The sequence below is a fragment of the Planktosalinus lacus genome, assembly GCF_014640155.1.
Lineage (GTDB): Bacteria > Bacteroidota > Bacteroidia > Flavobacteriales > Flavobacteriaceae > Planktosalinus > Planktosalinus lacus.
Genome location: NZ_BMGK01000006.1, coordinates 194,355 through 214,524, shown reverse-complemented (window position 1 = coordinate 214,524; position 20,170 = coordinate 194,355). Strand labels below are relative to the sequence as shown.

Genomic DNA, 20,170 nt, shown 5'->3' with positions numbered 1-20,170 from the left:
AAATCCGACTTTAAAACTAAAGTCGGATTTTAAGAAATTCTTTAGTTGAAACTAGTTTCCTCCACCTTCATCGTTTTCAATTTCATTTTTTTTATTCTTCGAATGCTTCATAGGCATTACACGTTGTAAACTGTCAGCACTATTAGCTTTTTGAAGTTTTGACTTTTCTAAGTTAGCATTGTTTTCAAGATTTTCTCGTTTTTCTTCAATCTCAATAGATTTCACTTTGGTGTCTTTTACTAAAACATCTTTGCTTTCTTGATTGGTAGCCTCGCTTCCAGCAACCTCAAGTTTACTTTTTGTTTCTTTAACCTCTTTATCAACAACAGTCTCAACATCGGTATCTTTAACAGTTACTTTTTTTACTGTTGTTTCTTTTTTTACATTTTCATTATTTTGTGCTTGAATTCCCAAAACAGTTAAAAATGAAAACACAAAAGCTATAAAAATCTTACTTTTCATAATATTTTATTTATTAGGTTAATAATCTATAAATATAGTTATTAAAACAGGTTTTAAATTTAAAATACCTATAAACATTTCTTAAAAGAATTAAAAGTATTCTATTTGCTATAGAGATTTATTTTTAATCATAAATTAACTCTATTCTGTTTATTTTTTTATTTTAGCGTTCTTAAAAACTAACAACCTCTAAAATGGATGAAACTACTGTGACCAAAAAAAAGGGTTTGCTAAACAGAGCACTCGATTTAGTTGAAAAAATGGGTAATAAATTACCCGATCCAGCAATTTTATTTTTTTATTTACTAATCTTCGTTTGGGTTTTATCTGCAATTCTGTCTCCGTTTGATTTTGGTGAGGTTCACCCAATGACGGGAAATAGTTTAAATGTACAAAACTTACTTACAGGAACTCAATTAGCAGAGTTTCTTGCAAGTATGGTGAATACCTTTGTGCTTTTTGCACCATTGGGAATTGTTTTAGTCGCCATGCTTGGTGTAGGAGTAGCAGAACATTCCGGTTGGATTGATGCCGGTTTGAAAAAACTCTTAAACTTTACACCCAAACAGTTGCTTACCCCAATGCTTATTTTAATAGCCATCGTAAGTCACACAGCTGCAGATGCAGGTTATGTGCTTGTTATCCCGCTGGGAGGTGTTATATTTTATGCCGCAGGGCGCCATCCTTTAGCAGGAATTGCAGCAGCGTTTGCAGGAGTTTCCGGAGGGTTTTCAGCAAACTTTATACCTTCGGCTATTGATCCGCTTATTATGAGTTTTACACTTGAGGCTGCAAGAATCCTGGATCCTGCGATTAATCTAAACCCTTTGAATAACTGGTATTTCACATCTGCATCCACTTTATTGATAGTACTTGTTGGCTGGTGGATTACAGATAAAATTATCGAACCCAGGCTTTCAAAAGTAAAAGTAGATGGTGATGAAGACCAAATGCCCAAAATGGAAAAAGTTACATCCAAGGAAAGTAAAGCCTTCTGGATGGGGCTTATGGCAATGGTGCTTGGTATTGTAGGTTTGTTTTTGTGGGCATATCCTGAAAATTCAGCATTAAGAGGTCCTGATATGGTGAATCCTGAAATTCAATCACTCACCTCATTCCACGCGCCGTTAATGAAGGCCATTGTACCCTTAATCTTTGTCTTGTTATTAATTCCGGGACTAGTTTTTGGTTTTGTATCAGGCAGGTATAAGTCTTCAAGGGATTTAATAAAAAGTATGACAAAATCCATGGAAAGTATGGGTTATTATGTTGTAATGGCCTTTTTCTGTGCACTTTTTATTGATGCTTTTTCTCGATCAAATATAGGTCTTTTAATTGCCATAAAAGGTGCAAACTTCCTTCAGGCACTTGAATTACCGGGTCAAATTACCATTGTTGGAATTGTAATACTTAGTGCATTTGTAAATTTAATGGTGGGCTCTGCCTCAGCAAAATGGGCGCTTATTGCACCCATTTTTGTTCCTATGTTAATGCAGTTGGGTATATCGCCTGACCTTACGCAAGCAGCATATCGCGTAGGGGATTCGGTTTCTAATATTATTACCCCATTATTACCTTATTTTCCATTGGTGGTAGTCTTTAGTCAACGCTATGTCAAAGGAATGGGAATTGGAACCCTTATTTCGATGATGTTACCCTATTCAGTTATATTTTTAGTTGCGTGGACTATATTCTTACTAGTTTACTGGTGGCTGGGTATCCCATTGAGTTTTGAGGCCAATTACCTCTATCCGGCTCCTTAACATTATAACTATTTTGATAATTTTAAAAAGATGTTTATTGATTTTCAGTAAACATCTTTTTTATTCTTAATATTTGAACTGAAGATGTATCTTTGCACCCTTTAAAAACGATATTATATGAAAGCCGGAATCGTAGGTCTTCCCAATGTAGGTAAATCCACATTATTCAATTGTCTGTCAAATGCCAAAGCACAAAGTGCAAACTTCCCATTTTGTACCATAGAACCCAATATTGGTGTTGTGAACGTTCCCGACACCAGATTGCAAAAACTGGAGTCACTTGTGAATCCGGAACGCGTGCTCCCTGCAACTGTTGAGATTGTCGATATCGCCGGTCTGGTGAAAGGGGCTAGTAGAGGTGAAGGATTGGGAAATCAATTTTTGGGTAACATCAGGGAAACTGATGCTATTCTTCATGTACTTCGTTGTTTTGACAATGACAATGTGGTTCACGTTGATGGTTCTGTAAACCCTATCAGAGATAAAGAAACCATCGATATGGAGCTTCAGTTAAAGGATTTGGAAACAGCCGAGAAAAAACTGGAGAAAGTAAAACGTGCCGCTAAAACTGGAAACAAAGAGGCCCAAAAAGAAGAAGAAGCACTTTTAAAAGTGAAAAAAGGCCTGGAAGCAGGCATTTCAGTAAGGGCTATTGATTTTTCTGATGCTGAACGGGAGGAATTTATTGCTCCGCTTCAATTCATTACAGACAAACCGGTAATGTATGTTTGTAACGTGGATGAAGGCTCCGCAGTAAATGGAAACAAATATGTAGAACTAGTAAAAGAAAACGTAAAAAATGAAAATGCCGAAGTATTGGTGTTGGCAGTAGGAACTGAAGCCGATATCACAGAGCTAGAGTCTTATGAAGAACGACAACTTTTTCTGGAAGATATAGGTCTTGATGAAGCCGGTTCAGCAAAACTCATTCGCTCTGCATACAGATTGCTAAACCTTCAAACATATTTTACCGCCGGAGTTAAAGAAGTACGCGCCTGGACAATTCCTGTTGGTGCAACTGCCCCACAAGCCGCCGGAGTCATTCATTCAGATTTTGAAAAAGGATTTATAAGGGCTGAAGTGATTGCTTATGATGATTATGTGAGCTTTGGCAGTGAAGCCAAAGTCAAGGAAGCCGGTAAAATGAGGGTAGAAGGGAAGGAATACATCGTCAAGGATGGTGATGTGATGCATTTTAGATTCAATGTGTAAAAAAGTATTATAAACTACCGGCTCAAAAATAACACCATATTTTTTTCTCTTATAATGAAATTTAAAAAATATACCCGCTAAAACAGCTAGCCATCTGTAAACTATTTTACCACTTCACACTTTTCTTAAAAATACATAATTTTAAACCTCCATTAGGCCATTACGGAACGGACCAAACACTGTTAATAAAATCTTAAAATGAGGTCAAAAATCCGTGGTAATGCAACATTCAAGTAAGGGTACTGTAACGTTCACCCTGAGGTAATGTATAGTTCATGCAGTGGTAATGTAACATTCAAGGGGGTCGAGTGCGACGCGAATGCAACGTTTACTCGACGCGAATGCAACAGAAGTGCAACATGTATAGCATGTTCAAGGCATGTTTAAGGCATGGTAATGCGATATCACATTATAAAGCTGCCTTTTGCAATATATACTTTTCTGCCATGTCGCCACTATTGGGTCGTCCTTCAAGATCCAGTTGTTTTAAATGATTTTCGCCAACTTTGAAAAGTGTTGCATTGCTATCTTTTGTATTGGTAAGAACTACAGTCGATTTATCTTCAGTCCCTTGTAAAGCACCTGTTTCTTCAAAAACAGTTTTCATCTTTGCCTATATAAATTCTATTAATAGTATTAAGTATTATTATTATGAGTATTATTGTCATGCAAAGTAACTTCGGTTTGAATCCCTTCACAATCAGCACAGGGCAGGATGCCTTGATAGGTTCCGTGCCAATCCAGGGAATTTTCTGAAGTGCTTATATCAGGAGCCTGCTCCATTTCAGTGTTTATTTCAACCACTTCATTTTCTGTAATTTGTTGTTTTTCAGGAAAGGAAAACCGTAAGGCTTAATATTAAAATGAGTAGTTTTTTCATTGTTTATCAATTAAGGATGACATACAAATGTAACAAACCTTTCATTTTCAAAACATTATTTTTCGAATAATTAGTGAAGAATTTTGAATAAAATTTTCTTAACAAAATGAATCGTTCTATTGTTAATTACTTTCTATTTTGGAGGTTTCATTTTTTAGCCTGAAGTCTTATATTAGCGGGTCTATCATAAATTTTAATATGGCTAAAGAAACCCAATATACCGAGGATAATATACGTTCCCTGGACTGGAAAGAGCACATCAGGATGCGCCCGGGAATGTACATAGGGAAACTCGGTGACGGTTCTTCACCTGATGATGGTATTTACATCCTTTTAAAAGAAGTGCTGGATAACTCCATTGACGAATATGTGATGGGAGCCGGTAAAACCATCGAAATACGCATAAAAGATAAAGAAGTCAAAGTGCGTGATTATGGCCGTGGTATTCCACTGGGCAAAGTGGTAGATGTGGTTTCCAAGATGAATACCGGAGGGAAATATGATACCCGTGCCTTTAAAAAATCTGTCGGGCTGAATGGTGTGGGCACCAAAGCCGTGAATGCGCTCTCCTCCTTTTTCAGAGTGGAATCTGTAAGGGAAAATCAGATAAAATATGCCGAGTTTGAACAAGGAAATCTTCTCGCTGATCCAAATCCCGAAGAATCTTCCTCACGCCGCGGGACAAAAGTGATTTTTATTCCTGATGAAACCATCTTTAAAAACTTCAGGTACCGCAATGAGTATGTCTCCAAAATGCTCAAAAACTATGTCTATCTAAACCGCGGATTAACCATCGATTTTAACGGGGAGAAATACTTTTCAGAAAACGGACTCAAAGATTTACTGGAAGAAAATATCCATCATGATGATATTTTGTATCCAATCATCCACCTGGAATCTGAAGATATTGAAATAGCGCTCACACACAGTAAAACCCAGTATAGCGAGGAGTATCACTCCTTTGTCAACGGACAGAATACCACTCAGGGCGGAACCCATTTAAATGCCTTCAGGGAAGCCTTCGTTAAAACCATCAGGGAGTTTTATGGAAAGAATTTTGAAGCGAGTGATATCAGAAAATCCATTGTTTCAGCGATTAGTATCAAGGTGATGGAACCGGTTTTTGAAAGCCAGACCAAAACAAAATTGGGTTCGACCGATATGGGCGGCAAATTACCCACCGTGCGTACCTTTATCATTGATTTCGTAAAAAAACACTTAGACAATTATCTGCATAAAAACCCGGAAACCGCAGACAAACTGCAGCGCAAAATCCTTCAGGCGGAACGGGAGCGAAAAGAGCTTTCCGGAATCAGGAAACTCGCCAAGGAACGCGCTAAAAAAGCGAGTTTACACAATAAAAAATTACGCGATTGCCGTGTTCACCTTCACGATACAAAATCTGATCGGCAGCTGGAAACCACTTTGTTTATCACCGAAGGGGATTCTGCAAGCGGTTCCATTACAAAAAGCCGCGATGTGAATACACAGGCCGTGTTCAGCCTAAAAGGGAAACCTTTGAACTGCTATGGTTTATCTAAAAAAATTGTTTACGAAAACGAAGAATTCAACCTGCTCCAGGCAGCGTTGAATATTGAAGAAAGTATTGAAGACTTGCGTTACAACAACATTGTAATCGCGACAGATGCCGATGTGGATGGAATGCACATCCGGTTGTTGCTCATCACTTTTTTTCTTCAGTTTTTCCCTGAAGTAATTAAAGAAGGGCATTTGTATATTTTACAGACGCCGCTCTTTCGCGTAAGGAATAAAAAAGAAACCATTTACTGCTATTCTGAAGAAGAACGCAAAAATGCGATTGAGAAATTAAAACCAAAACCCGAAATTACCCGATTTAAGGGACTTGGAGAGATTTCTCCGGATGAATTCAAGCATTTTATTGGCGCTGATATTCGCCTTGATCCGGTGATGCTGGAACGCAGTATGTCCATTGAGGAATTGCTTTCGTTTTATATGGGCAAAAACACGCCCGAAAGACAAGAGTTTATCATTGACAACCTCAAATTTGAAGTTGATAAAGTAGAAGAAACAGTTTAACCCATTTTGTCCTAAATACGACCCATTTTAATGAGCGACGACCAAAACCCAAATGAAGAAGAGTTTCCAATTCAAGACGATGGAAATGCGACGGGAGATACCATTATAAAGGTAAACGGAATGTTTAAAGACTGGTTTCTGGATTATGCCTCATATGTAATCCTGGAACGTGCGGTACCAGCCATTGAAGACGGTTTTAAGCCGGTACAGCGTCGCATTATGCAATCGTTAAAAGACCTTGATGACGGTCGCTATAATAAAGTTGCAAACATTGTGGGACATACCATGCAATACCACCCTCACGGGGATGCGAGTATTGCAGATGCTATGGTTCAAATAGGGCAGAAGGACATTCTTATTGACACGCAAGGGAACTGGGGAAATATTTTAACCGGTGACAGTGCAGCAGCTTCCCGATACATTGAAGCACGACTTTCAAAGTTTGCTTTGGACGTGGTGTATAACCCAAAAGTCACTCCCTGGCAATTGTCTTACGACGGAAGGAGAAAAGAACCCATCAACCTTCCGGTGAAATTCCCGATGCTACTAGCTCAAGGTGCAGAAGGAATTGCTGTGGGCCTTTCGACAAAAATTTTACCACACAACTTCAATGAGCTTATTGAAGGTTCCATCAAGCATTTACAAGGAAAAAAATTCACCATTTACCCTGATTTTCCCACAGGTGGAATTGCTGATATCACTAATTATAATGACGGTTTAAGAGGAGGGAAGGTGCGTGTGCGCGCCAAAATTCACCAACTGGATAAAAACACTTTGGTAATTACCGAGATTCCGTTTGGAACCAATACTTCCTCGTTGATTGACTCCATATTAAAAGCCAATGACAAGGGAAAAATCAAGATTAAAAAAATAGACGACAATACCTCGGCTGAAGTGGAGATACAGATTCATTTGCCTTCAGGTCTTTCACCCGATAAAACCATTGATGCACTGTATGCTTTTACGGCTTGTGAAACCTCCATTTCGCCTTTAGGCTGCGTGATTGAAGACAACAGGCCTTTGTTTGTTGGGGTTTCTGAAATGCTCAGACGGTCAACTGACCGGACTGTTGAATTGCTCAAAGCCGAATTGCAGATTCAACTCGACGAGCTTGAGGAGCAATGGCATTTTGCATCCCTGGAGCGCATATTTATAGAAAACAGGATTTACCGCGACATTGAGGAAGAAGAAACTTGGGAAGGCGTTATTGCTGCTATTGATAAGGGATTACAGCCTCATATCAAGCATTTAAAACGCGCAATTACAACGGATGATATTGTGAGATTGACCGAAATCAGGATCAAGCGCATTTCAAAATTTGATATCGATAAAGCCCAACAAAAAATAGATTCGCTGGAGGATCAGATTGCGCAAATCAAGAATTACCTCGATAATCTCATTGAGTATGCAATTAATTATTTTAAGCGTTTACGGAAAGATTACGGTGATGGCAGGGAGCGTAAAACGGAATTAAAAATTTTTGATGATATCGAAGCCACAAAGGTGGTGATCAGAAACACAAAACTTTACGTCAATAAAGAAGAGGGTTTCGTGGGAACAGCCTTGAAAAAGGACGAATATGTAACTGATTGCAGCGATATCGACGACATCATCGTTTTCACCGAAGACGGTAAAATGATGGTCACTAAAGTGGATACCAAAACCTTTGTGGGTAAAAATATCATTCATGTGGCTGTCTTTAAGAAAAAAGACAAGCGCACCATTTACAATATGATCTATCGAGATGGGGCTAAAGGAGCATCTTACGTCAAGCGATTTGCCGTTACCGGCACCATAAGGGACAATGAGTATGATATGACACAAGGAAATAAAGGCTCCAAAGTGCTTTATTTTACTGCAAACCCTAACGGCGAAGCCGAAATTGTACAAGTATTGTTGAGGCAAACCGGAAGTATCAAGAAACTCAAGTTTGAATTGGATTTCGCAGACATTCTCATCAAAGGAAGAAACTCCAAAGGGAATATCGTTTCAAAATACCCAATCAAGCGCATTGAACTCAAAGAAAAAGGTTTGTCGACACTCAAACCCAGAAAAATTTGGTTTGATGAGACTGTGCAACGACTAAACCTTGATGCTAGAGGTGAGTTCCTGGGTGAATTCAGAAAGGATGACAGATTACTGATTATCTATCAATCAGGTAAAATAAAGACTGTAATCCCCGATGTAACACTGCGTTTTGATGATGGTATGATATTGCTGGAGAAATGGAGACCTAAAAAACCTATTTCAGCGATATACTGGGAAGGCGAGAAAGAAATGTTTTATGTAAAACGCTTTTTGGTGGAGAATGAAGATAAAGAAGAAACATTCATTACAGAGCACCCTAAATCTTATTTGGAAATCATTTCCACAGACTACAAGCCGGTGGTAGAAATGGAATTTTACAAACCACGTGGTAAAGAACAAAAGGAAAACCAGCAAATAAACATTGAAGACTTTATTTCTATCAAAGGAATCAATGCCCAGGGAAATCAATTAACCAAGGAAAAAGTAAAGCAAATCAATTTACTGGAACCTTTGCCGTTTGAAGAACCGGAGGAAGTACCTGCTGAAGAAATGGAAGTGGTGGATGAGGAAAATGTAAAAAACAGCCCTGAAAAAAGTGATACGAAACCTGATTCCAAAGATGATGAAGATTCACGTGATGAAAATGGTCAGATTACTTTAAGACTGGATTGACATGAAAGGATTTTTTAAGGAGTTTAAAGAATTTGCAGTGAAAGGTAATATGATGGATATGGCCATTGGTATTATCATTGGTGCGTCATTCAATGCAGTTGTAAATACTTTGGTTAAAAAGGTCATCATGCCTCCACTTACCCTTTTGACCAAGGGAATTAACTTCGAGGATAGGAAAGTTGTATTGCGTGAGGAAGAGCTCGGTGAAACGGGTAAGATTGTCGATCCTGAAGTCGCTATTGGTTATGGCGAAATGATAAGCGTATTGCTTGATTTCCTCATTGTAGCCTTTACTATTTATTTGGTAGTCAGATTCTTGAACAGGCTGAGAAGCCGTTCTGAAAATCCAAAAGATAAAGCAGTGGAAACGCCTAAAAATATTGAGCTTCTCTCAAATATTGAAAACCTATTGAAAGAACAGAACACACTTTTGAAAAATCAAAAAAGAACAGAAGACTAATCTACCTTTACTGCCGTACCACGTTCCTTTTTGGTCTGTCCCACGATATTGTATTCAAAAGTATAGGTGTTTTTATCTGTGGTGAGAATTTTCATATGAATGGCTTTTTCTTCAGCCATGCTTTTAGGATTGAGTTTTTTTACAATATACTCACAGTCGTTAATCCAGCGTACGCTTGAAGTATCAGCTTTACCCTTAAAATAATCGATTTCAATACTGTCGTTGCGCACAAAGGTTGTTTTTAGGACTTCAGCACCTACTAAGGCTTCAAATTCAAAAGTTCCGGTCCTGAAATCTTCGCAATTCCGTTCGGGACTGTAACACGAAGTAAAGAGTAAGGTTAACAAGAATAAAGATAGAAAACGCATAGCTATTTTTTTTGCAAATTTCTGTAAAAAATGGGAAGCTTGCTAATTTTTATATTCCTTAAATGTACCGTCTTTGTAGAAAATGATGACGCGCTCAATATTTTTATCAGGATCTAAACCTGATATGTTTCCTACAGATGGCTTTTCTTTTTCATTGCTCTCATTTTTCAGTGGAGGTGATGGTGGCGAGACGTTTTCTTTAGGAAATTCGATTTCAGGATCAGAATCGGGGAAATTGCCTTTTCCATTTAACAACCAGTACAATTTTACTTCAGGAAATTTTTCCAATACTTTCATTACAAATTCCAAACTCGGTTTGTTCCTTCCTGAAAGTAAATGAGAAATACTGGAACGGTTAAAATCAATCGTATCTGCAAAAGCAGAGGAGGACAAACCATAATAATCCATTACTTTTTGAAGCCTAGAAGCAAAAGCATCACTGTTTACCATTGTAAATTATTTAAATACATAATCAGGTTACAAATGTAATGTATTTCTGTAAACAATGCAATATACACTCTTAAATAATCTTATTATTATTAAATATATGCTTCTAGTAATAGAGTATAATACATTGATATAAAATTAATTAATAGACATAATATTTAATCGTCATAATCTTAACTAAACCCAATGTTTTGTTGGATACAAACTGAATGGAATAGTTTACAACAAACAACTTTCAAATAAAATCAACTGTTTACATTCGTAAACTTCCACTTGTTTACATTTGTAGTCGATTAGAATTATGGATTTAAGAACACTTTATAGTAAGCACAAACAAGAAGACCTTTTTGGTAGGTATATTCCTCCTGAGAAGATAGAACCCCTTTTGTTGCATTACAAGTCTAAATTTGAAATAGAAGTAATTGGAACATCTGAAGAGGGAAAAAAAATTCATTCTATTAAATTAGGGTCAGGTGATTTTAAAATTTTCATGTGGTCACAAATGCACGGTAATGAATCAACAACTACAAAAGCTTTATTTGATTTCATTAATTATTTAAAGAGTGATACAGAAGAAGCTAAAATAATTCTTGATAAATTTTCAATAAAAATCATTCCTATGCTTAATCCTGATGGGGCTGAGCGTTATACCAGAGAAAATGCCAATAAAATAGATTTGAATAGGGATGCCCAAAATCGATCACAACTGGAAATAAGAGCATTGTTTAAAGTATTTGATGATTTTAAGCCCAATTTATGCTTAAACCTTCATGATCAAAGATCAATTTTTTCGGCAGGTAAAAAGAACAAGTCAGCAATAATTTCTTTTCTTTCTCCCTCAGCAGATGAGAATAAGACTATAACTCCAGCTAGACAGCTTTCAATGCAGTTAATTGCCAATATGGCTATTAAACTAGATAAGCAAATAACAGAACATATTGGACGGTATGATGATGAATTTAATTTGAATTGTGTTGGAGATACTTTCCAATCAATGGAAGTACCTACTATTTTAATTGAAGCCGGACATTTTCCCGAGGACTATCAGCGTGAAAACACAAGAGAATATATCTTTCATTCATTACTGTATCTTTTTAATTCCATAAACCTAACAAAAGACAGTCTCCCAGAAGTTTCAGCCTATTTTTCCATCCCGGAAAATAAAAAACTATTTTATGACATATTGATAAAAAATGTGAAAATTTCAAATAAAATTGAATCATTAGATGTAGCTATTCAATATGAGGAGCAATTGGTTAACAAGAAAATAGTATTTATCCCTAAAATTGTACGTATTGAAGATTTAAATGGCTTTTATGGTCATAAAACTTTTGACGCCTTAGGAGAAAAGATTCAGATAAATAATGATGAGAGTTTGAAAATTGGAATGAGAGTAAATGAATTACTGATTGGAGAGAAAAAAATTTCATTCTAATAGATATTTTTTAGCCTTTGTTTAAGAATTATTATCAATTTTGCGATTATCTTTGCAAAAAAAACAATAAAACCCAAAAAGCATATGGCTAAATTTAAACTAGATAATATCGACCATCAAATCCTTGATATGTTGATCGATAATTCAAGAGTTCCCTTTACAGATATTGCAAAAAAGCACAATGTTTCAGCTGGAACAATTCACGTAAGAGTTAAAAAAATGGAAGAAGCCGGAATCATAACCGGTTCTTCTCTAACAGTTGATTATAGAAAATTAGGCTATGCTTTTATAGCATATGTTGGAATATATTTAAACAAAACTTCCCAAACAAAATTTGTATTAGAGCGATTAAAAACCATCCCAAATGTTACTGTTGCTCACATTACAACCGGAAAGTTTAATATTTTCTGTAAAATAAGAGCAAGAAGTACTTCACACGCTAAAGATATTATTTATCAAATAGATGACATTGAAGGAGTATTAAGAACTGAAACTATGATTTCACTTGAAGAAAGTATCAATGACAAAAAAAGATTGATGCACGATATCTTTGATAACGCAAATTGATTTTAAAAAGTGATATTTCAAAAAATGAATATGCCTCCTTTTATGGAGGCTATATTTATTTGGTTAAAAGTGATGTGACAGTCGTTGAAGCTTTGAACCAAAGCTTTTCATTGGTGTTAGAGTATTTCGAAAATCTATCTGAAGAAAATGCAAACTTTAGATATGCTCAAGATAAGTGGAGTTTAAAAGAAATGCTTTTACATTGCATAGATACTGAACGTATTATGGTTTACAGAGCATTGAGGTTTTCAAGAAACGATACAACTGAATTACCCGGATTTGATCAAGACATTTATGTTTTAGAATCTGAGGCAAGTAAAAAAAATATTGCTCAGCTTATTGAAGAATATAAGTCTGTGAGAAATGCTACCCTAAGCTTGTTTAAAGGGTTTAGCACAGAACAGTTAAAGCGTTCTGGAATTGCCAACGGTAAAAGAATGTCTGTAAGAGCATTAGGGTTTGTAATTTCAGGGCACGAATTACACCACTTGAATATTTGTAAGGAACGTTATATATCAAACTAATTTTTCATTGTCATCCTCTTCTTCAATCTCAATTTCTTCAATTGATTTTTCTGGGATTTCTGAAATTGGTTCGTTAAAATCGTCCTCATCATAATCATCTTCGTCAAAATTGGCCATCGTGTTTACAAGTTTTGAACTCACTTTGACTAAATAGATATCTTCCTCATTTCTAACTTCTACCGCCTCAACAATTTCACCCTTAAGGTTTTTGAAAGTTATGATATCTTCATCATCATATCCATAAGGATATTTTTCAACCAAAAGGGTCAATATTTCAGGGGTTAACTTTTTGAAATCGACGATAACGCGTTTCATAATTAAAATGGGGGTTGATTACTCGATTATAAAACTAAATACTTTTTTTAAAGAAAAAAAACTTTGAAATAGTTTTCGTTAAGATTATTTTGAGTCTAAATAATATTCAAATGCTTTAATTATTAAATCATTACTAACTCTTTGATTTATTACGGGACTTCCAATGTCTTTTAATAAAACAAAATTAACGGCACCAAAAACGTTTTTTTTATCAAACTTTAATAGGTCTATAACGCTTTTGATATCCTGAGAGTTTAGGCTAATTCTATTGAAATACCTATAGTATTGATTTGTAATTTCCTGTAGTTTTTCTTTAGAAAAACCCAAGGATTCAGTTGATATAAACCCAGCTAAAATAAGGCCAATCGCTATTGCCTCACCATGGAGTAGAGGTGTGGTTTTATTTTCTTTAGAATTCGAATAGGTTTCAAGGGCGTGGCCCAACGTATGACCGAAATTCAGAGTCATTCTCAGGTTTTTTTCTAAAGGATCTTGCTCAACAATTGATTTTTTTATTTCAACAGATTCATAAATAATTCTTTCAATTGACTTGTCATTCAATATTTTGGAAGTTGAAATTAAACTCCAATAATCCTTAGAAGCGATGAGTCCGTGTTTAAGTATTTCAGCAACACCCGAATTAAATTGTTCGCTCGGAAGTGTTTCTAAGTATTTAGTGTCAACGAAAACTAATTTTGGGTTCACAACAAGACCAATTTGATTTTTCAGTAATCCAAGGTCAATTCCTGTTTTTCCTCCTACAGAGGCATCTACCATTGCCAAAAGTGTGGTAGGAATGTTGATATAATCAATTCCCCGCATAAAAGTAGAAGCTACAAAACCACCCAAATCAGTAACAACACCTCCTCCTAAATTTATTACGAGTGAATTCCTGTCAGCTTCATTTTCTGATAAAAATTTCCAAAAAAGATTACAGCTTTCAATATTCTTATGTTTTTCGCCAGCAGGAATAGATGTTTTAAGAAGAGGAGTTGTTGTCTTTAGCTTTGATAAAAAATTTTCTAGACAATATAAACTCGTGTTCGAATCAGTTAAAATAACTAGCTTCGAAGGATTTAAGGTGTCAATATATTGATTCACAGAATCATATTGTGGGTCATTAAAAATCACCTGATAGCCTGATGTATAAATAGTTTTCATTTCTTAAAAAAAACACTTTAAAGAAGGTGAAAATAAGGAGAATTCTTAAAAAATCGATGGAATTCTAACTATATTTGTGGAACTATTACTTCAGTAATTATGCACACAAAAAATCTCTTCGAAAACACAGAGGTTGCTTTTTCCCTTAAATCAGATTCTGAACTGGAACGTGCTTATTTTTTATTTAAAATGATAAGTAGTGAGCCTTTGGTGAAAATAGGAACTGCTGCAACAAAGTTTGCTTTAAATATTAATTTACCTGTAGAAGGCCTTATCAGATCAACAGTTTTTGATCATTTTTGTGGTGGTGTAAATGAAGAGGATTGTATGCCGGTAGTTGAAAAAATGCATGAAAAAGGAGTTTGTTCTGTTTTGGATTATTCAGTTGAAGGTAAAAACCTTGAAATGTCATTTGACATTGCTACAGATAAAGTTTTAAGACTCACAGAATTTGCTGAAAATAAAGAAGCTTTGCCTTTTTCAGTTTTTAAACCCACAGGATTTGGAAGACTCGAAGTTTACAGAAAAGTTGCAGAAAAAGAACCTTTAACAGATATTGAAAGAATTGAGTGGGAAAAAATTATCGAACGATTTGATAAAGTTTGTCAAAAATGTTCAGAAACAGGTGTTTCTTTATTGATAGACGCAGAGGAGAGTTGGATTCAAAATTCGGTTGATGATTTGATTCTGGAAATGATGCGAAAATATAACAAAGAAAAAGTTGTTGTTTATAACACAATTCAATGTTACCGCTGGGATCGATTAGATTATCTAGAGTTAGTGTTACAAATCGCTTCAGAAGAAGGATTCAAACTAGGGTTTAAAATTGTAAGAGGCGCGTATCTTGAAAAAGAAAACAAAAGAGCTGAAGAAATGGGGTACAAAAGCCCAATTTGCTCAACTAAAAAAGCAACTGATGAAAACTTTAATTCCATTATGTCATTTATGTTTGATCACCCTGATGTGATGACAGTTTTTATTGGATCACATAATGAGGAAAGCTGTTACCTCGCAATGGATTTAATGCAGCAAAAAGGAATTGCAAAAAATGATCTTCGCGTATGGTTTGGTCAATTATATGGAATGAGTGACCACATCAGTTTTAATTTAGGTCTTGAAGGCTATAATGTTTCTAAATACCTACCTTTTGGACCTGTAAAAGATGTAATGCCTTATTTGATTAGACGTGCAGAGGAAAATACTTCAGTTGCAGGCCAAACCAGCAGGGAGTTAAACTTGATTAAAAGAGAGAAGGAGAGAAGAAAGCTTTAATTTTTTTCAGACAGAGACAATATAACAGCATTTTCAGGGCAATTTTCTACCTCAAGACGAACTAATTTTTCTAATACCTTTCCATAAATTACATACAGATTACAAGAATCTCTTTTGGTGTCACTCTCTCCAAAATCAACATCTCCTGTTTGCAGCAAAAGGTTTACAGATGCAGTGTCAATATTATTATTTTGAATATCATTAAGAACCCTTTCTGAGTAAACTTTTGGTTTTAACCGAATATTTTTTTTAACCCTGGCATCTGGGCTGTAATCACAACTGGCACCTTTTTTATTGAGAAAGAAAAATAAAAAAATAAGTCCTATTGAAAATCCAAAAAGATAAAAGGCCAGGCGTTGCGTAAATTTCATAAATATTTTAAAGAATAAACAGGTTTATATCACTGTAAGGCATATCAAACCAATCTGAAATTGATTTGTTTGTTAAAATACCGCGGTAAAAATACAACCCATTTTTTAAACCATTATCAAAACGAATGGCATTTTCAAGTCCGCCGGCTTCAGCGATATCAATTAAGTAAGAAGTGAAAATATTACTAATTGAAATTGATGCTGTTTTAGGATATCTTGCCGGAATATTTGGAACACCATAGTGAATCACACCATTTTTAATGACTATGGGGTTATCATGACTTGTCATTTCTGAAGTTTCAAAACAGCCTCCCATATCAATACTCACATCAATAACCACAGCTCCTTTTTTCATATTTTCAACCATTGTTTTAGAAACTATCACAGGTGATCTATTTTTTCCTCTTATGGCGCCAATTGCTACATCACAGCGTTTCAATGCTTTCAATAAATTCTTTGGTTGAATAGTTGAAGTATAAATAGGATGGCCAATGTTTGCTTGCAAACAACGCAGTTTAGTGATTGAGTTATCAAAAACCTTGATACTGGCACCCAATCCCAAAGCTGACCGAGCGGCAAATTCACCCACTGTACCTGCGCCAATGATAACAACTTCAATAGGAGGAACTCCACTGATGTTACCAAACATAAGTCCATTTCCTTCTTTGGCATTTACCATAAGTTCAGCTGCAATTAATACAGAGGCAGTTCCTGCAAGTTCACTCAATGATCTAACGGCTGGGAAGGCGCCATTTTCATCTTGTAAAAACTCAAAAGCCAAAGCAGTGACTTTCTTTTTAGACAAAGCTTCAAAATAACTTTTTTCTCTGGTTTTTAATTGTAATGCAGAAATTAAAACTGATTTTTGCTGTATCATTTTAATTTCATCTAGAGTAGGGGGTTCCACTTTTAAAATTATTGGGCAGGAAAATATCTTTTTTGTGTCGCGTGTGAGTATGGCCCCGGCATCTGCATAAGCTTTATCGCTATAGCTGGCGCCTTCACCGGCACCATTTTCTATTAGAATTTTATGACCTTGTGCAACGATTGCTGAAACGGCATCAGGAGTAAGGCAAATTCTTTTTTCCTGAAAATAAATCTCTTTAGGAATTCCTATATATAAATCCCCCTTTGTTTTTTGAATTTCAAGAGTTTCCTCTTTTGGGATAAGTTGGGAAGCTGTAAAAGGAGTGAGAGACTTAGCCATTAAAGTTTAGGTTGATTGTAAATAACTAAATTACAACTTTAAGACTAATGATGCAAGTATGGATTTAATTGTTTGCTAGCGAAAAAGATCTTTCAATTCATCCCATAACGTGCGTTTTGTTTTAAGCTCTTCTTCAAAAGCTTTCATATCATCCCCTCGTACTCTGTTAAAGACTTTTGCACGGATTAAATATACCGCAGGGATAATTACAAGCATGACAGGTATCATGTAAAGCAACTCAACTTCGTCGAGTTGCATACTTTGATTTATTAACCCCCAAGTTTGAAATAAGTACATTGTAATTGGTATTAAAATAATCCAATGCCACCAATGCTTACAGGTAAAAAACCAAATAAAAAGAAGGTAAAGAGGGATTAGTTTTCCAGTTAAAAACCAAGCAAATAAATAAATACTTTGATAGTTTGTTTCAATTTTAAATAAAAAAGTTTCCCAAACATTTGAATCAGTTGGGAAACTTTCATACAGATAAAACAAATAAGGTGAAATAGCAATTAATAAAACTACTATTCCACCTCCTATTGTGTACTTTTTTTTATCCCTGTCTTGGGACTTGAATTGTTGATGCGTCGATTTGTTGTTCATCGTTGTCTATGCTTTCTGGTGTACAAGATACAAATAATCCAGTAAAAAAGATAGCAACAAAGAATACTGCTTTTGACATTTTCATAATTTTAGTTTTTGTGAGGTTAATAGTACAAACCTATGTAAAAAAAACTAAAGTATTTTAAAAAATATTCCCGTATCTTAGTAAGTTAACTTTTTTCAAAAGAATTCTAAGCTTATTTTAATGTCGATTTGGGGTCTTTACTAAAAAAAGGGAGGCGATAAACCTAGTGTTTATCTTTAAAGCGGTTATTTTTCTTGTTTGCTATTTATTCACAGGCATTAATTTTTAGTGTTCTGGTTCCATCAATATTTTGAGTGACAATTATTTCATTTTTGCGGTTGGGCAATATATTTGAAATTTTTTCCGGCCATTCAATTAAATTCCAATGATCACTGTAAAAGTATTCTTCAACACCTATATCTAATGCTTCTTTTTCATCATTTATTCTATAAAAATCAAAATGATATAATTTATCATTTTGGACGTCATATTCATTCACCAATGAAAATGTAGGGCTACTAACGATGTCATTGTATCCTAATTGTTTTGCAATTTCTTTAATAAGTGTTGTTTTGCCTGCTCCCATATCACCATAAAAGAGAAGTGTTTTCCCGGAAATACCGGTAAGCACAGCTTTTGCCGCTTCAGGCAAGTGAGATAAGTCGTAGGTATAAGTCATAACTTTGGGGTTACGAGCTCAAATATAGTAAAAAAAACATTATCTCGGTAATAAAACTGCAAAGGGTATAATCATTTCTTCTAGAGACACACCTCCGTGCTGATAGGTATTTCTAAAATAACTCACATAATGATTGTAATTATTTGGGTATGCGAAGAATAAGTCTCCTTTTGCAAATATAAATGAACTACTCATGTTAATACTTGGAAGATGGATGGTTTTAGGGTCTTTTGCAGCCAATACATCTTTGGATTCATAGGTTAGGCTTTTGCCTGTTTTGTACCTTAAGTTTAAACTGGTATTTTTATCTCCAATAACTTTTGATGGGTTCTTAACATTAATGGTTCCGTGGTCAGTTGTAATGATCAATTTAAACCCAAGTTGAGCTGCCTGTTGAATAATTTCCAATAACGGAGAGTTTTTGAACCAGCTTTGTGTTAAAGATCTATATGATTTATCAGTCGAAGCAAGTTCCTTGATCACATCCATTTCAGTTTTGGCATGAGAAATCATATCAACAAAATTATACACAACCACTGTCAGGTTGTTTTCTTTTTGTGCTTTAAAATTATCTACTAGCTTTTTACCCTGTTTTTGGCTTGTAATTTTAAAATAATCATACTTAATATTCATTCCCAGACGCTTTAACTGAGCGGCTAAAAATTCTTTTTCGTGCAAGTTTTTACCACCATCCTCAGTATCATTTAGCCATAGGTCAGGGTGAAGTTTGTCCATGTCATCTGGCATTAAACCTGAAAAGATAGCATTTCTGGAATATTGCGTTGCAGTAGGTAAAATACTGTAAAACGCAGACTCCTTTTCTTTTTTATAAATATTTGATAAAATGGGTTCAAAAGTCAGCCATTGATCATATCTTAAATTATCAATTACGACAAGAAGGGTGGGTTGTGTATTAGATATTTCTGGAGCTATTTTTTCTCTAAAAATGGTATGTGACATAACTGGTGAGTCTTCATTTTTAAACCATTCTGGATAGTTTTTATCAATGAATTTACAAAACTGAATATTCGCTTCAGACTTTTGGGATTCCAGGATCTCAAACATACTTGAATCTTCAATTTCTTCTAATCTCAATTCCCAGTGCATTAATTTTTGATACAATTCAACCCAGCCTTGATATGTATTTATCATAGACATATCCATTGCTATTTTTCTAAATTCTTGTTGATAATTAGAGGTTGTTTTTTGAGAAACCAAACGAGAGTGATCCAGGTTTTTTTTGAGACTTAATAAAATTTGATTTGGATTTACCGGCTTTATAAGGTAATCTGCTATTTTTGAACCAATAGCTTCTTCCATTATGTACTCCTCCTCACTTTTTGTAATCATTACAACTGGGAGGTTTGGTTTTTTTTCTTTTATCTCGTGAAGGGTTTCTATTCCTGTTAAACCGGGCATATTTTCATCAAGAAATACAATGTCAAAATTCATTTTTTCAATTTCTTCCAAAGCCTCAGTACCACTTTGGGCTTTGGTAACCGCATAATTTTTATTTTCCAAAAAGAGGATGTGAGGTTTTAATAAATCAATTTCATCGTCAACCCAAAGTATATTTATCTTATTCATTGTTTGTGTTTTGTTTATTTAATTACCAATATTCATTATATTTGCGATGTATTTTCGCTCAATTATTCTCTAAA

21 protein-coding genes are annotated in these 20,170 nt (G+C 35.1%); 9 read left to right on the top strand and 12 right to left on the bottom strand.

Going from position 1 to position 20,170, the window contains the following annotated elements; all coding sequences use genetic code 11:
- Positions 1–51 precede the first annotated feature (51 nt).
- Positions 52–462, bottom strand: coding sequence for a hypothetical protein (locus IEV69_RS09020; protein ID WP_188441652.1), 411 nt, complete (start codon positions 460–462; stop codon positions 52–54).
- Positions 463–656: 194 nt separating this feature from the next.
- Here IEV69_RS09020 and IEV69_RS09015 point away from each other — a divergent pair, with 194 nt between their 5' ends.
- Both IEV69_RS09015 and ychF read left to right on the top strand, forming a co-directional pair.
- Positions 657–2,225: an AbgT family transporter gene (locus IEV69_RS09015; RefSeq protein WP_188441650.1), complete on the top strand. Its 1,569-nt coding sequence runs from the start codon at positions 657–659 to the stop codon at positions 2,223–2,225.
- Positions 2,226–2,342: 117 nt separating this feature from the next.
- Positions 2,343–3,437: a redox-regulated ATPase YchF gene (ychF, locus tag IEV69_RS09010; protein WP_188441648.1), complete on the top strand. Its 1,095-nt coding sequence runs from the start codon at positions 2,343–2,345 to the stop codon at positions 3,435–3,437.
- Between the two features lie 409 nt (positions 3,438–3,846).
- Here the strand turns inward: ychF and IEV69_RS13965 are convergent, their stop codons facing one another.
- Positions 3,847–4,044: a copper resistance protein NlpE N-terminal domain-containing protein gene (locus tag IEV69_RS13965; RefSeq protein WP_188441646.1), complete on the bottom strand. Its 198-nt coding sequence runs from the start codon at positions 4,042–4,044 to the stop codon at positions 3,847–3,849.
- 29 nt (positions 4,045–4,073) lie between these two features.
- Complete coding sequence (locus tag IEV69_RS13960) at positions 4,074–4,241, bottom strand: copper resistance protein NlpE N-terminal domain-containing protein (RefSeq protein WP_262891973.1); 168 nt, start codon at positions 4,239–4,241, stop codon at positions 4,074–4,076.
- Between the two features lie 274 nt (positions 4,242–4,515).
- On the opposite strand from IEV69_RS13960, the gene IEV69_RS08995 reads away from it, so the two are divergent.
- From IEV69_RS08995 to mscL, 3 genes are read left to right on the top strand one after another with little or no spacing between them, the layout of a single operon-like run.
- Entirely contained in the window at positions 4,516–6,375 is a 1,860-nt protein-coding gene (locus tag IEV69_RS08995; RefSeq protein ID WP_188441644.1) for a DNA topoisomerase IV subunit B, read from the top strand.
- A gap of 30 nt (positions 6,376–6,405) precedes the next feature.
- Positions 6,406–9,075, top strand: coding sequence for a DNA gyrase/topoisomerase IV subunit A (locus IEV69_RS08990; protein WP_188441642.1), 2,670 nt, complete (start codon positions 6,406–6,408; stop codon positions 9,073–9,075).
- Between the two features lies 1 nt (position 9,076).
- Entirely contained in the window at positions 9,077–9,535 is a 459-nt protein-coding gene (gene mscL / locus IEV69_RS08985; protein WP_188441641.1) for a large-conductance mechanosensitive channel protein MscL, read from the top strand.
- Here mscL and IEV69_RS08980 read toward each other — a convergent pair.
- Both IEV69_RS08980 and IEV69_RS08975 read right to left on the bottom strand, forming a co-directional pair.
- A complete protein-coding gene (locus tag IEV69_RS08980) occupies positions 9,532–9,903 on the bottom strand; it encodes a DNA topoisomerase IV (RefSeq protein ID WP_188441640.1) in 372 nt (123 codons plus the stop codon). The two genes, mscL and IEV69_RS08980, sit on opposite strands and share 4 nt — an antisense overlap.
- 42 nt (positions 9,904–9,945) lie before the next feature.
- On the bottom strand, positions 9,946–10,353 hold the full coding sequence (locus tag IEV69_RS08975; protein WP_188441639.1) for a helix-turn-helix domain-containing protein: 408 nt from the start codon (positions 10,351–10,353) through the stop codon (positions 9,946–9,948).
- A 298-nt stretch (positions 10,354–10,651) separates the two neighbouring features.
- Here IEV69_RS08975 and IEV69_RS08970 point away from each other — a divergent pair, with 298 nt between their 5' ends.
- The 3 genes from IEV69_RS08970 (at position 10,652) to IEV69_RS08960 (ending at position 12,876) form a co-directional block, all read left to right on the top strand.
- Positions 10,652–11,785, top strand: a complete 1,134-nt coding sequence (locus IEV69_RS08970) for a M14 family metallopeptidase (protein WP_229741412.1) — start codon at positions 10,652–10,654, stop codon at positions 11,783–11,785.
- Between the two features lie 84 nt (positions 11,786–11,869).
- Positions 11,870–12,352 (top strand): Lrp/AsnC family transcriptional regulator, encoded by a 483-nt coding sequence (locus IEV69_RS08965; RefSeq protein WP_188441637.1) that lies wholly within the window; start codon positions 11,870–11,872, stop codon positions 12,350–12,352.
- Complete coding sequence (locus tag IEV69_RS08960) at positions 12,349–12,876, top strand: DinB family protein (protein ID WP_229741411.1); 528 nt, start codon at positions 12,349–12,351, stop codon at positions 12,874–12,876. The genes IEV69_RS08965 and IEV69_RS08960 overlap by 4 nt, the downstream gene beginning before the upstream one ends.
- On the opposite strand, the gene IEV69_RS08955 is transcribed toward IEV69_RS08960, so the two are convergent.
- Together IEV69_RS08955 and aroB are read right to left on the bottom strand one after the other, a co-directional pair.
- Positions 12,868–13,191: a hypothetical protein gene (locus tag IEV69_RS08955; RefSeq protein WP_188441635.1), complete on the bottom strand. Its 324-nt coding sequence runs from the start codon at positions 13,189–13,191 to the stop codon at positions 12,868–12,870. The two genes, IEV69_RS08960 and IEV69_RS08955, sit on opposite strands and share 9 nt — an antisense overlap.
- A gap of 84 nt (positions 13,192–13,275) precedes the next feature.
- Entirely contained in the window at positions 13,276–14,352 is a 1,077-nt protein-coding gene (aroB, locus tag IEV69_RS08950) for a 3-dehydroquinate synthase (protein ID WP_188441633.1), read from the bottom strand.
- Positions 14,353–14,451: 99 nt separating this feature from the next.
- Between aroB and IEV69_RS08945 the strand changes: the two genes are divergently transcribed.
- Positions 14,452–15,624, top strand: a complete 1,173-nt coding sequence (locus IEV69_RS08945) for a proline dehydrogenase family protein (RefSeq protein ID WP_188441632.1) — start codon at positions 14,452–14,454, stop codon at positions 15,622–15,624.
- Here the strand turns inward: IEV69_RS08945 and IEV69_RS08940 are convergent.
- The 5 genes from IEV69_RS08940 to porX form a co-directional block, all read right to left on the bottom strand.
- Complete coding sequence (locus IEV69_RS08940) at positions 15,621–15,995, bottom strand: DUF4258 domain-containing protein (protein ID WP_188441630.1); 375 nt, start codon at positions 15,993–15,995, stop codon at positions 15,621–15,623. The two genes, IEV69_RS08945 and IEV69_RS08940, sit on opposite strands and share 4 nt — an antisense overlap.
- 7 nt (positions 15,996–16,002) lie before the next feature.
- Positions 16,003–17,202, bottom strand: coding sequence for an alanine dehydrogenase (locus IEV69_RS08935; RefSeq protein WP_188441628.1), 1,200 nt, complete (start codon positions 17,200–17,202; stop codon positions 16,003–16,005).
- A 75-nt stretch (positions 17,203–17,277) separates the two neighbouring features.
- Positions 17,278–17,805: a hypothetical protein gene (locus IEV69_RS08930; protein WP_229741410.1), complete on the bottom strand. Its 528-nt coding sequence runs from the start codon at positions 17,803–17,805 to the stop codon at positions 17,278–17,280.
- Between the two features lie 290 nt (positions 17,806–18,095).
- Entirely contained in the window at positions 18,096–18,509 is a 414-nt protein-coding gene (tsaE, locus tag IEV69_RS08925; RefSeq protein ID WP_188441626.1) for a tRNA (adenosine(37)-N6)-threonylcarbamoyltransferase complex ATPase subunit type 1 TsaE, read from the bottom strand.
- A gap of 39 nt (positions 18,510–18,548) precedes the next feature.
- Positions 18,549–20,096, bottom strand: coding sequence for a T9SS response regulator signal transducer PorX (porX, locus tag IEV69_RS08920; protein WP_188441624.1), 1,548 nt, complete (start codon positions 20,094–20,096; stop codon positions 18,549–18,551).
- Between the last annotated feature and the right edge of the window lie 74 nt (positions 20,097–20,170).

What these genes read in the sequence shown, in the direction of transcription:
- IEV69_RS09020 (WP_188441652.1), bottom strand. Translation starts at nt 462, where the DNA reads ATGAAAAGTAAGATTTTTATAGCTTTTGTGTTTTCATTTTTAACTGTT.
- IEV69_RS09015 (WP_188441650.1), top strand. Translation starts at nt 657, where the DNA reads ATGGATGAAACTACTGTGACCAAAAAAAAGGGTTTGCTAAACAGAGCA.
- ychF (WP_188441648.1), top strand. Translation starts at nt 2,343, where the DNA reads ATGAAAGCCGGAATCGTAGGTCTTCCCAATGTAGGTAAATCCACATTA.
- IEV69_RS13965 (WP_188441646.1), bottom strand. Translation starts at nt 4,044, where the DNA reads ATGAAAACTGTTTTTGAAGAAACAGGTGCTTTACAAGGGACTGAAGAT.
- IEV69_RS08995 (WP_188441644.1), top strand. Translation starts at nt 4,516, where the DNA reads ATGGCTAAAGAAACCCAATATACCGAGGATAATATACGTTCCCTGGAC.
- IEV69_RS08990 (WP_188441642.1), top strand. Translation starts at nt 6,406, where the DNA reads ATGAGCGACGACCAAAACCCAAATGAAGAAGAGTTTCCAATTCAAGAC.
- mscL (WP_188441641.1), top strand. Translation starts at nt 9,077, where the DNA reads ATGAAAGGATTTTTTAAGGAGTTTAAAGAATTTGCAGTGAAAGGTAAT.
- IEV69_RS08980 (WP_188441640.1), bottom strand. Translation starts at nt 9,903, where the DNA reads ATGCGTTTTCTATCTTTATTCTTGTTAACCTTACTCTTTACTTCGTGT.
- IEV69_RS08975 (WP_188441639.1), bottom strand. Translation starts at nt 10,353, where the DNA reads ATGGTAAACAGTGATGCTTTTGCTTCTAGGCTTCAAAAAGTAATGGAT.
- IEV69_RS08970 (WP_229741412.1), top strand. Translation starts at nt 10,652, where the DNA reads ATGGATTTAAGAACACTTTATAGTAAGCACAAACAAGAAGACCTTTTT.
- IEV69_RS08965 (WP_188441637.1), top strand. Translation starts at nt 11,870, where the DNA reads ATGGCTAAATTTAAACTAGATAATATCGACCATCAAATCCTTGATATG.
- IEV69_RS08955 (WP_188441635.1), bottom strand. Translation starts at nt 13,191, where the DNA reads ATGAAACGCGTTATCGTCGATTTCAAAAAGTTAACCCCTGAAATATTG.
- aroB (WP_188441633.1), bottom strand. Translation starts at nt 14,352, where the DNA reads ATGAAAACTATTTATACATCAGGCTATCAGGTGATTTTTAATGACCCA.
- IEV69_RS08945 (WP_188441632.1), top strand. Translation starts at nt 14,452, where the DNA reads ATGCACACAAAAAATCTCTTCGAAAACACAGAGGTTGCTTTTTCCCTT.
- IEV69_RS08940 (WP_188441630.1), bottom strand. Translation starts at nt 15,995, where the DNA reads ATGAAATTTACGCAACGCCTGGCCTTTTATCTTTTTGGATTTTCAATA.
- IEV69_RS08935 (WP_188441628.1), bottom strand. Translation starts at nt 17,202, where the DNA reads ATGGCTAAGTCTCTCACTCCTTTTACAGCTTCCCAACTTATCCCAAAA.
- IEV69_RS08930 (WP_229741410.1), bottom strand. Translation starts at nt 17,805, where the DNA reads ATGAACAACAAATCGACGCATCAACAATTCAAGTCCCAAGACAGGGAT.
- tsaE (WP_188441626.1), bottom strand. Translation starts at nt 18,509, where the DNA reads ATGACTTATACCTACGACTTATCTCACTTGCCTGAAGCGGCAAAAGCT.
- porX (WP_188441624.1), bottom strand. Translation starts at nt 20,096, where the DNA reads ATGAATAAGATAAATATACTTTGGGTTGACGATGAAATTGATTTATTA.